8 protein-coding genes are annotated in these 11,757 nt (G+C 36.6%); 5 read left to right on the forward strand and 3 right to left on the reverse strand.

Translation table 11 applies throughout. From position 1 onward, the window contains the following. Nucleotides 1-2: 2 nt before the first annotated feature. The 3 genes from ACQKIM_RS01640 to ACQKIM_RS01650 are packed head-to-tail and all read right to left on the reverse strand — an operon-like array spanning nucleotide 3 to nucleotide 2,712. Nucleotides 3-1,421: an ABC transporter ATP-binding protein gene (locus tag ACQKIM_RS01640; protein ID WP_427538074.1), complete on the reverse strand. Its 1,419-nt coding sequence runs from the start codon at nucleotides 1,419-1,421 to the stop codon at nucleotides 3-5. Next, nucleotides 1,418-2,125 (reverse strand): energy-coupling factor transporter transmembrane component T, encoded by a 708-nt coding sequence (locus tag ACQKIM_RS01645; protein ID WP_427538077.1) that lies wholly within the window; start codon nucleotides 2,123-2,125, stop codon nucleotides 1,418-1,420. The genes ACQKIM_RS01640 and ACQKIM_RS01645 overlap by 4 nt, the downstream gene beginning before the upstream one ends. After that, on the reverse strand, nucleotides 2,125-2,712 hold the full coding sequence (locus ACQKIM_RS01650) for an MptD family putative ECF transporter S component (protein ID WP_427538080.1): 588 nt from the start codon (nucleotides 2,710-2,712) through the stop codon (nucleotides 2,125-2,127). The genes ACQKIM_RS01645 and ACQKIM_RS01650 overlap by 1 nt, the downstream gene beginning before the upstream one ends. A gap of 293 nt (nucleotides 2,713-3,005) precedes the next feature. Here ACQKIM_RS01650 and ACQKIM_RS01655 point away from each other — a divergent pair, with 293 nt between their 5' ends. The 5 genes from ACQKIM_RS01655 to ACQKIM_RS01675 are packed head-to-tail and all read left to right on the forward strand — an operon-like array spanning nucleotide 3,006 to nucleotide 11,757. Further along, complete coding sequence (locus ACQKIM_RS01655; protein ID WP_427538083.1) at nucleotides 3,006-3,737, forward strand: VOC family protein; 732 nt, start codon at nucleotides 3,006-3,008, stop codon at nucleotides 3,735-3,737. Nucleotides 3,738-3,744: 7 nt separating this feature from the next. Next, nucleotides 3,745-8,058, forward strand: coding sequence for an amino acid adenylation domain-containing protein (locus ACQKIM_RS01660; protein ID WP_427538086.1), 4,314 nt, complete (start codon nucleotides 3,745-3,747; stop codon nucleotides 8,056-8,058). Further along, nucleotides 8,051-9,133: a saccharopine dehydrogenase NADP-binding domain-containing protein gene (locus ACQKIM_RS01665; RefSeq protein ID WP_427538089.1), complete on the forward strand. Its 1,083-nt coding sequence runs from the start codon at nucleotides 8,051-8,053 to the stop codon at nucleotides 9,131-9,133. The genes ACQKIM_RS01660 and ACQKIM_RS01665 overlap by 8 nt, the downstream gene beginning before the upstream one ends. A 1-nt stretch (nucleotide 9,134) precedes the next feature. Beyond that, a complete protein-coding gene (locus ACQKIM_RS01670) occupies nucleotides 9,135-10,190 on the forward strand; it encodes a methyltransferase (RefSeq protein WP_427538092.1) in 1,056 nt (351 codons plus the stop codon). After that, nucleotides 10,138-11,757: a (2,3-dihydroxybenzoyl)adenylate synthase gene (locus ACQKIM_RS01675; RefSeq protein ID WP_427538095.1), complete on the forward strand. Its 1,620-nt coding sequence runs from the start codon at nucleotides 10,138-10,140 to the stop codon at nucleotides 11,755-11,757. The genes ACQKIM_RS01670 and ACQKIM_RS01675 overlap by 53 nt, the downstream gene beginning before the upstream one ends.

Raw genomic sequence — 11,757 nt, forward strand, 5'->3', positions numbered from 1 at the left:
TTTCACACCCTTTGCTTGTTAAATAATGTGATGTCCTTAATCATGCCCTGAGATAATTCAATCGTTCCGTCGCAGCAAAGAGCAATCATCTCAGGATCATGTGTGATAATGAACACAAGCTTATTCTGGTTACGCAAAATATTCATGCAATTTGCAAATTGCTTCATATGATGATAATCAAGTCCACTTGTTGGTTCATCCATAATAATCAGTTGTTTATCTGCGGCAATTGCAGAAAGAATGGCTACACGCTGTTTTTCCCCACCTGATAATGCCAATGGATGAGCGTCTTTTAGTTCGGAGGCATCCAGTAAAGCCAGTAAATCTAATGCTAGCTCTTCATTTGGCTCAGGCATAGAAAGTAGGATTTCTGCCAGCACACTTTCCGTAAAAAGCTGGTGATGTACATCCTGCATAACGATACTACTAGCTTGAAGGCATTGCTTTTTTCTAAATTTCACATTATTGATGTGAAAGGTAGGGGAGGCTTTTCGGTTGAGTCCAGTCAGAGATTTAGCGAATGTGGATTTGCCAGCACCATTGTGCCCAGTAATAGCCATGATTGCAGGGAATGGAAGGTCAAATCCTTCAATTTTTAGCTGAAAATCATGATTGAGATAAGAGATTTTTTCCAATTTAAAACGTGCACCTTGATCCAACAAACGATCATGCTGAGGCATCAATTCCTCAAGATGAATCGCTCGAAGCCCTAATTGATAAAGTGCTTCATTTGACATGGTGAGCATCTCTTTTTGGGCAAAAATATGCTGGATTTGCCCGTCCTCTAAAAAAACAAATCGATCTGCGAGATTTTGTAAGTAATGAAGTCGATGTTCAGATATAATAATTGTCTTCCCCTGACTTTTCCAAAAAGCAATCATTTCCCCAAGCTGGGCTGTTGCATCTTGATCTAAATTTGCGGATGGCTCATCCAGAATAATGATGGGAGGATCGTGTATGGCAACAGATGCACAGGCTATTCGTTGTTTTTCTCCACCTGAAAGATGGAATAAATTTCTTTGTAAAAGTGTCTGTAGTTCGAGCTGTTCTACCATCAGAGCTTTTCTATTTAATATTTCCTCAGAGGGCAAGCCGAAGTTTTCTACAGTAAAAACTAGCTCGCTATCTGTATCAATATTGTAAAATTGGGTCTTAGGATTTTGAAAAACTGAGCCTGTAAGCTTTGATATTTCGTGAATTTCCATTGCTTCAATATCCTGATTGTCTAGTCGAATAGTCCCTTGTAATTTGCCGCTAATATAATAAGGGATAAGGCCATTTAATAATCGAGTAATCGTTGTTTTTCCACAGCCCGATTTTCCACAGAGCACAATGACCTCGCCAGCTGAAATCTCTAAATCAATAGCATTTAGCGCTTTTTTTGATTGATATTGAAATGAAACATTTTTAAGCTGAATCATAAAAACACCTCCCAAATAAAAATAAGCCAAACCACAATACAAGTGGTGATTAATAGAAAATCCCGGGTGAAAAACTGAAGCTGACAGACATTTGTTCTAGTATTAGGAGCAGATAAACCGCGAGTTAAGGATGCCATTGTTAGTTCATTGCCAATTTTTGAGGCAGATACCATAAGTGGAATAAGGCGATATTCCATTGCTTTTATAGGATGCAGCAGCATTGAAAATCCTGTTAAGCCTCGGAATGCCATAGCCTGCTGTATATAAATATACTCATAGCTTAGTGTTGGGAAAAAACGGAACATAACTGAAAATGAAATAATGAATCCCCTTGGCATATGTAGTCTTTCCAAAGCTGCCACAAGTTCACTGATAGATGTTGTAGATATAAGAAAATAGCCCATCATTATACCAGGAAGTAGTCTTAGAGAAATGGAGATAATCCCTAATGACAGAAAGAACAATAAACCATGTAGATAAGGGGCTATCGTATACTGAAAAGTTGTCACGGACAATAGCAAAATCAAATAATAGGAGGCTATTTTGTATTTTTGATACAGCAATAGCAAAATAGCTGGAATTCCCCATAGAATTGGTAATATGTACAGAAACCAGCCACTTTGTGGAGCACTTACAGTAATGATATTAATAGTTACTGTCAACAGTAGCTTAGTACGTGGATCTATTTGTATCCGTTGTTTCATTAAACAATCCCCGATTTCTTGAAGTGCTTTGTTAATAATTTAGTACCAATCAAGCCTCCTATTAGACTTGCAACAAATGTCATGACAATAAATAGAAATAGTGTCCAATCAGGAATATAGCTGTTTAATTTATTGGCGTATTCAGCACCATATTGAACGGTAATATTAGAAAAATAAGCAGTTCGATGAAGGTAAATAGGGAGATACAGACCAATTGTCCATAAACTAAATACAGCAAAGGATAATGACATGGAAAATGTACTTGATTTTAGCTTTATAAAAAGTATGTCAGCAATGAAGCCGCAAATTAGGCCTGTTAGAAGGGGATAAAAGCCGTTACCGCCCATTAACATCATGATTAATCCACAAATAATGCCACTCATCGTAATCATGCCAAATTTCTCAGTTTTTGCTAAAAATAAAATAAAAGGAACACCTCCAAAAATACCAATTAGAACAGGTAAGATAGCATTGAAAATAGGAATATATCCTAATAACGAGATGGTAAATAATAAGGCAAAATAGATGCTTGTATAAATGCCTACTGTCATAAAGTCTTCTGTGCGTAATGCGAGATTTTTTATCATGTAAATAGCTCCTTTGAAATGAAGAAATAATCTTTAGCAGGTTATTTCCTTTTTTTTTGGAATATTTAGGGTTATACTCATGTCGAGTATATTTGAAAATGAGAATCATTGTCAATTATTATTTTATGTAAAATATTTTTCAAAAATAACCATTAAAGACTATTGTATTTATTTTTACAATATTTTAGAATCTAAGTTAGTGAGCGATAATGATAATCATTATCAATTAAATGAGGTTAGCTCACAGCTTTCGTTTCATGAATTTAAAATTACTTAAAAGGTGTTGAATTTATTTGTTAAAAATTAGTCATATTCTGTGCAGGGTGCATGATATTAAAAAGGCAGTTCATGATTATGAAAAAGCCGGATTTCAGGTCGAATGGGGAAGAAACCCTAAAAACTCGCTAAATGCATTTATCTGGTTTGATCAGGGACCATTTATTGAACTGTTTGAAATGAAGCGGTTTATGTCTCCGATACAATTTCCATTAGGGATTCTCTATGGTAGATCAATGAGAGAGCGTTGGGTGAAATGGATGATTCAGCGTGAAGGGCTTATAGATTTTGCTATAGAAGGCTATGAAGAGAATATTGCAAAGCAAGAGAATTTAAATTTAGTGAGAAATGAAATCAATAATTTAGGTATTAGCACATCAAAAGTGTTAAATGGACGACGAAAGAAACCGACAGGAGAAATTGTTACCTATGGCTTCTTTTCGCTGTCCCCCTGTGATTTACCTTTTGTCGTTTCAGCCTATAATACACCCCAGAGGCCAAAGCAGATTAAGCATACAAATGGCTCTCAATATATTCATTCTATGACGATTAGCTGTCCATCTGAAACGGTAGAAAAATTAAATACCTTGCTTGTTGATAAGGCAATGCTAACAACTATGGAATCTAAAAAATTCAACATAGATGGTATCACTATTGAAGGACTAACAGACAAACTAGATAGTAAATTACTACATGGAGCAAATCTAATGCATAGAGAATACATATTAAGTGAAAAAGGTGAGGAGTGAAAATCGGATGCATGTACAAAAAGAAATAAAACAATTAAAGGCACAGGGAATTGAGTTATGGACGAATCAGGGAAAGCTTCATTTTAAAGCAGGCAAGGCTCAAATGACCGAAGAAGTAATGGCATTTCTGAAAACGAATAAAGAAGCGTTAATTACTATATTAGAGCAAGAAGCACAAACTAATACATTTCCATTAACCCCTATCCAATCCGCTTATCTACTTGGTAGTATGAGCAGCTTTGAATATGGTGGTGTTTCCAGCCATATTTACATGGAGCTTGAATATGATCATCTAGATTGTGAGAAGGTTAAACAAGTATGGACGACGTTAATAGAGCGGCATGAAATGCTACGAACAACCATTCATCCAAATGGTTATCAAAGTGTGATGGATGACATACCTAACATTGATATTGCCGTTGAAGATTTAATGAAGAATGGTGTCGAGGATAAGGAGCGACTACAAGAAATAAGGCAACAATTAGGACATAAAACCTACACACCAGAAAGCTGGCCGCTTTTTGATATTGCATTAAGTCAACGATTGCATGGCACGACTATGCATATTTCCTTTGATTTTATAATCGTGGATTGGGCTAGTATTTGGATTCTATTAAAAGAATTTGAAGAGCTTTATTATCATGAGGATGTTACATTACCAGCTAATAATTTCACCTTTAAAGAGTATGTAAAGATAGAGGAGGAGATGAGGTATCAAAAGAACTATCAAGAGGATAAAGACTACTGGCATAACCGAATTCAAACGCTTCCACCTTCACCGACATTACCTAAATTGTCATTAGTACAGGATGAAAAATCCTTTGAACGCTATTTCATTCAATTAGATAAAGCCGTTTGGGATAAATTTAAATCTTCCATTTCTAATAAAGGTAAAACGGCTACTAGTGTTTTGCTCACCTTATATAGCCAATGTCTGGCGAAATGGAGCATAAACAAGCATTTTACCATTAATTTAATTCTTTTAAATAGATTACCTGTCCATCCAAATGTTCACCGTATTGTTGGTGATTTCACATCTATTAATTTAACAGAGGTTGATTGTAGAAGAGCTGAGAAGCCATTTATAGATCAAGTCAGTCAGATTCAACAGCAAATGTTTCGTGATTTAGACCATAGCAGCTTCTCAGGAGTAGAGGTATTGAGAGAGATGTCAAGACAAAAAGGACAAGCGTATGCTTTTATGCCCTTTGTCTTTACGAGTGCCATTAATCTTATCGATTCCAATGGATTAATCGGAAAAATGAATGAGTATGGTATTAGTCAAACACCACAAGTATTTATTGATTGTCAGGTCATGGATGATGACAATGGCTTGCGTGTAAATTGGGATGTAAGGAAAGGCGTATTTCCAGCCAATGTAATAGCTGATATGTTTTCTACCTTCGAAACAGCCTTAATAAAATTAGTGCATGACGATCAAGCCTGGGAATCAGCAGCTTTGGTAAACTTGCCAAATGAACAAACAAGACAAAGAGCCAGTGTCAATAATACCTATTTAAACCAAGCAAAACGTCTATTACACCAAGGATTTTTCGAGCAAGCAATTCAGCAGCCTACAAAAATCGCGGTCATCGAAGGTGAGCAGGAATATTCTTACGCTGAACTAAGAGATATGGTGTTTAAATTAGGAAACCTACTTCAAAAACATCAGCTAAAACCAGGGGATAAGGTGGCCATCATTTCAGAAAAACCCATCTATCAAGTGACAAGTGTGCTGGCTATTCTATCAATAGGAGCAGTCTATGTGCCAATTGATAAGGCTCAGCCGATTAGTCGAATCAAGAAAATAATCGATCAAAGTCAAGTAAAGGCTATTCTTGTGGATAAACCTCAGCCAATCTATGAAAGCTTAGAGGTACAATGCATTGCAGCTAATCTGCTGGAACAAAACGACACTATTTCCTATGACATTTATAAAGAAAATCCCGATGAATTAGCCTATATTATTTTTACATCTGGCTCAACCGGGGAACCCAAGGGTGTCGCTATGTCCCATGCTGCAGCCATGAATACGATTATAGATATTAACAGACGATTTGGTATTACTAGCAATGATCGTGTTCTTGCCCTATCTAAGCTTAACTTTGATCTATCCGTGTATGACATCTTTGGTTTGCTCACTGCTGGTGGTACGATTGTCTATCCAGAACAAGGTCATTTGTATGATGCAAACTATTGGTTATCGTGTCTGCAAACTAAAAAGATAACATTATGGAATACGGTGCCAGCACTAATGAAAATGCTACTAGCTGCTGATGAAACGGAGCAATTCACAATAGATTCCATGAAAAAGATCCTATTATCAGGAGATTGGGTACCACCAAAAATGGTTAAACAATGTGCAACTATGTTTCCGGAAAGCAGCATTCTTGCGCTAGGTGGTGCTACAGAAGCGGGTATTTGGTCTAATTATCATATTTGCAGTGAAGAAGACTTTGAACGAGAGTCTATACCTTACGGCTACCCGTTAGCAAACCAACGCTTTTATATTTTAGATGAACATAATGAGGATTGCCCGATTTGGGTTCGTGGAGAGCTGTATATTGCTGGAGATAGTCTTGCGCAGGGCTACTATCAGAATGCTGAAATGACAAATGAACAATTTATTACAAATATTAAACAGCAGCGACTTTATAGAACAGGTGACTATGGAAGATATATGGACAATGGAGAAATCGAATTTATCGGACGTCTTGATAATCAAGTGAAGCTACGTGGAAATCTTATTAACCTAGGAGAAATTGAATCATTATTAAATAGACATGAGCAAGTAGACACTTCTTGTGTAGTCGTAATAGAAAATAAGTATTTATATGCCGCTGTTCAATTGAAAGAATATGCTAAGAGTGATGTGCATTGTAATGATTTCATTAATTATCTTGAAAATCTATTACCGTCCTATATGGTTCCAGCCAAATTATTTATTTTATCGAAGCTTACACTCAATGCAAATGATAAATTGGATCGCCAATTGATTAAGGAACAGGTGCAGCAGTTAGTACAGGAAGGTCAGGCTGAAGAGAACCTACAACAGGAAGTAGGAATGACTCAATTAGAGGGAGCACTACAGCATTTTGCACAAGATGTTCTTCAGATAGAACATATTCAGGTAGATAAAAATTTATATGACTATGGAGCAGATTCCTTATCCTTATCACAATTAGCAGGGAAGATAAAAAAGTCAATTGAGAATGAAAATCAATATCATAAAATTACTTTCGACTTTATTCTTCGTCAATTGTTAAATGAGCCAGTTATTAAATTACTTGCACAAAAAATAATGCAACAAACAGTGACAGAGACGCAGAAAAATCAACAACTAAATGAACGAAATCATCCCCAAGCAATAGGTTTATTAAAGGAGGAATCCTCTTCTTATGGTGAACCATACCGCATTGTTGTACATGCAGGATTAGGCACAATGAATGCCTTTAAATATTTAAACAAGCATTTAATACAACAAAATCTAGGGACAGTTATTAGTATTTCTATTCAAGATATAGATCGATATTTAGCCTTAGATAGTACCAGGTTAATTGATTATTTAGCAGATGACTATGTACAACAAATTATGGCGAAACAAGTGAATCAAATCCAATTAATCGGCTATTGCATGGGTGGATTGATTGCTCTTGAAATGGCTAGAAGGCTGATGGAAAGAGGTGTGGAAATAATTGATTTTACGTTAATTGATAGTGCGCCGGTTTTATATGATATCGAGGACTCCATTGCTCTAGAATTAATCTTTATTACCAATTTTTATATTACTGTCGAGGATGTTTACAAAGGAGCATCCAATCAACAACTAATGGAAGCCATCATGCATATTTTCTATCAACATAATAAGAGTTTAAGCGCATTGAGTCTTGAGGAGCTAAAGCATGTAGAAGAATTTAAAGAGATGTACTGCTTTATCAAGAATTTATCACAACGAAGCAGAAAACAACGCTTTCAGGATTATCGAGCTGCCATTGAGCAAAAAACTGGTGAAATCATTCCAGATGAGATGCTAGAGGGGTACTATAACATTTATTTACACAGCTTTAAAGGGTCCAATGTGCGACCAATGGCTTACTTTGGTGATATTCGCTATTTAGTGGCGGAGGAAGATATGGATTTTATTTTTACCAATAGGCAGGATACGCTGAAGTTTTGGAAAGATCTGTGCATTGGTCATTTTGAGGAAATAACGATTGCTGGGAATCACATTACATGTATTGAAGATGACAACAATGCACATCGAGTGGCTGACATTCTGCTAGCACCAATTCAAGTGGGGAGTATTAGTCAATATGAATAAAAAATACGTAGGTATTATTGGTGCAACAGGTCAGGTAGGCGTGGGGGCTGTTGAAACTCTATTAAACAATTTTTCGGCTCCATTATTACTAGGAGGTCGGAAGAAAGCAAAGCTTATTGAACAATTTGGAGCAGAGTCCGAGACCATGAAATACCAAACAGTCGATGTATTTAATGAAGCTAGCATTCGAGCCTTTTGTGAGCATTGCTACTTGGTTATAAATACGGCTGGTCCCTCTTCCATTACACTTGCACGAGTTGCCGAAGCTTGTCTAGTAACAAATACAAACTATATGGATGTTTCTGGTGATAAAGCAATGAAATTGGCAATAGAGGATGCTCTCGCAAAACACAATAATCCTATAACATGTGCCATATCCGCTGGCGTCTATCCTGGCTTGACGGAAATGTTTATAGCATTTTTATTACGCCAAAAAAGGGTGGAGCGTATTAGCTGTTATTTTGCTGGTAAAGGCAGCTTTTCTGAAACAGGTGCCTATGATATTATCTCCAGCCTGGAAAAAGATGAGGGCTATGGAATGTCCTATTACAGTAATGGTGACATAAAGAAATTAACTTCAGGAATAGGAAGCCAAATGCTTTTACCTGCTCCATTTCATCAAGTATACACGCTCCCCCTAATGAGCGAGGAATTTATAGCCTGTGTAAAAGAATATAGGGCTACCAATGCCTATTTTTATAATACCTTTGCTTCATCTAAAATACTGAGTGATTTTATTATGATAAAGGCTATGCAGCCATATAAAACTGAGGAGGAAAAGCGCACTTCTGCTAAACATTTAATGGCAACCTACCATATTCAAGATAAACAAGAGGGCTTTATTATTTATGTTGAAACAGAAGCAAATGGTAAAACACAAACAAGCTACTTACAAAGTAATACGAATTGGAACTATGGCTCTGGTGTCGTAGCTGCTTGTGTGGCGATGCAAATGCAAGAAATGAATGGTACAAATCAAAAAGGGTGTTACTTTGCGCAATCCATAGTTGATGTGGAAGAGTTGATGCATCAACTCGTAAAAACGAAATTTATTTCAATTATAGAGGAGAAGTAGTGTGGATATAGAAAAAATGAAAATCATTAATACGATACAGGGCTATTCCCATTCGTATATTGTATACAGTGCCGTTGAGCTAGGCATTTTTAATGCATTGTTTTCAAAAAGCATGACAAATCAGCAATTGGCCACAGAGCTTCATCTTTCACCTTTATTATTAGAGCGATTTATGAAGGTTCTTGTAACAATGGATTTCGTCTACCAAGAAAATGGTCAATACTCACTAACATCATTAGGTGAAAAATTATCAAATGATAGTGAAGAGTCAATGGCTGCAATGGTTTTATTTAATGGACGAATTTGCATGAAAGCGTGGGGTTATTTTTATGAAGGATTAAAGAATAATATTTCGCCCATTGAATTGATGGAGGGAGAGGCATTTTTTGAGACCAATGAAATAAGTCAAAATCGCTTAGGTACATTTAATGAAATGATGCGTCAATCAAGTTCACAGTTAAATTTAGAGCTATTATTTCAGACAAGAAAAGTGACTGATATTAAGAGAATTGTTGATATAGGAGGTGGTGCTGGTGATGTAATGACACAACTTTTACAAGGATTTCCATTAGCTGAGGGAATCATCCTTGATAAAGACTATATAAAAGTAGAAGCAGAGGAAACAATTCGTACATCCTGCTTACAGAAGAGATGTCAATTCATCGAAGGGGATTTCTTTTTACCGTTAGAGCATAAGGCGGATATGTATATCTTATCAAGAATTCTCCATGATTGGGATGATCGCCAAGCTACAGTAATACTCAGCAATATAGCAGCGATAATGGCTGAAGATAATGTATTGTTGATTATTGAAAAATTACTTCCTGAAAAGGTGTCAAGACAAGCCCTTCCAGCTTTTTTAGGGGATATGCATATTTGGACATTGTGTAATGGCCAGGAAAGAACTGAAAGTGAGTTTGAGCGACTGCTCCGACAGGTCAACTTATATATTGCTAGGAAACATTTTACGGATTCAGATATTGTCATACTGGAGGTTAAAAAGGATGAGCAGCCTACAAACAGAGGAAAAGATTACGAAATTTTTGGAGCATTATGAGAGACAAGGTTATTTGGAGCCATTGTCGCTTGCAGATGCCTTAAAAAACTGGGCAACTATTTACAAGAATAAGGTTGCACTTGTTGATCAAATAGGATCATTAACATATGAGGAGCTGTATCGATCAGCCAATTTTTTAGGACAGGGATTATTAGCACAGGGCATTAAGAGAGGTGACAATGTACTTCTTCAACTACCAAATAATATCTACTTTGTAAAGGCTTGTTTTGCGTTATTTATAATAGGTGCAAGGCCTATATTATTATTGCCCACACATCGAGAAAAAGATATAACAAGTGTTGCTAACCTAACAGAGCCTGTAGCAATAATTATACCATCGACATTCCATGGCTATGACTATCAATCTATGGCTGAAAAGGTAGCGAGGAATCAGCAAAGTATTTCCTGCATCATTACAGATGAACCAAACAATACATTTACTTCACTGCGAGATTTAGAATACCAGTTCCAAACACAGAAAGATGACTTAATGGAGCATCAATCCTCTTATCAAGATATTGCATTATTTTTACTATCAGGTGGGACTACAGGGACGCCAAAGGTTATTCCCAAACTGCATACTGCTTACTTATGTAATGCAAAAGCAGCAGCAGAGCGATGTCAGGTGACAGAAGATAGTACTTATCTTGCTGTGCTATCCATCGCACATGACTATCCTCTTTGTTCACCAGGTGTTCTAGGTACTTTAAGTAAGGGAGGTAAGGTTGTATTAAGTTCAACGAGTACATTTGATGAAGCACTAGAATGGATTGAAAAAGAGCGTGTTACCTATACATCTATCGTCCCTGTTATAGCAAATTTATGGGTAGAGTCTCTAACTTTAGAAGAACATGCAGATATATCTTCCATTGACTATATTTTATTAGGAGCAGCCAAGCTAGAGAAGCAATTGGCTCTTCAATTGATGACACAATTTCAGTGTCAGCTAATTCAGGGCTATGGTCTTGGAGAGGGTATTACTTGCTTCACTTCACCTAATGATGATATTGACACGATTATTTCATGCCAAGGTACACCGATTTCTAAAGGTGATGATTTTAAAATTGTTGATGAGAACGGCGATGAGGTTGCACAGGGAGAAGCAGGGGAGCTGATTCAAAAAGGTCCATACACCTTCCTAGGTTACTATAAATCACCAGAAATGAATCAGCTAAGCTTTACGACGGATGGCTTTTTTAAAACAGGAGATAAGGCACGCATAACGGAGAAAGGTAATATTCAAATACTTGGAAGAGTAAAGGAGCAGATTAATCGAGCTGGAGAAAACGTAACTCCAAGTGAAATTGAAAGCTATCTTCTTGAGCATGCTGAAATTGTGGACGCTTCCGTTGTAGGGATTGCTGATCAGGAATTAGGGGAACGAATCTGTGCATTTGTTGTAAAAAAAGATAGAGAGCTTTCTTTAACAGAGCTTTGTCAATTTATGATAGTGAACGGTGTAGCAAATACTAAACTTCCTGATCAATTAGTGTATGTAGAGTCTATTCCCTATATTAATGTAGGGAAATCCGACAAGAAAAAATTAGTTGCACAATATCTAGTTTAG

Source organism: Lysinibacillus sp. NPDC047702, assembly GCF_050272555.1.
In the GTDB taxonomy this organism is placed as follows: Bacteria; Bacillota; Bacilli; order Bacillales_A; family Planococcaceae; genus Lysinibacillus.

What these genes read in the sequence shown, in the direction of transcription:
- ACQKIM_RS01640 (WP_427538074.1), bottom strand. Translation starts at nt 1,421, where the DNA reads ATGATTCAGCTTAAAAATGTTTCATTTCAATATCAATCAAAAAAAGCG.
- ACQKIM_RS01645 (WP_427538077.1), bottom strand. Translation starts at nt 2,125, where the DNA reads ATGAAACAACGGATACAAATAGATCCACGTACTAAGCTACTGTTGACA.
- ACQKIM_RS01650 (WP_427538080.1), bottom strand. Translation starts at nt 2,712, where the DNA reads ATGATAAAAAATCTCGCATTACGCACAGAAGACTTTATGACAGTAGGC.
- ACQKIM_RS01660 (WP_427538086.1), top strand. Translation starts at nt 3,745, where the DNA reads ATGCATGTACAAAAAGAAATAAAACAATTAAAGGCACAGGGAATTGAG.
- ACQKIM_RS01665 (WP_427538089.1), top strand. Translation starts at nt 8,051, where the DNA reads ATGAATAAAAAATACGTAGGTATTATTGGTGCAACAGGTCAGGTAGGC.
- ACQKIM_RS01675 (WP_427538095.1), top strand. Translation starts at nt 10,138, where the DNA reads ATGAGCAGCCTACAAACAGAGGAAAAGATTACGAAATTTTTGGAGCAT.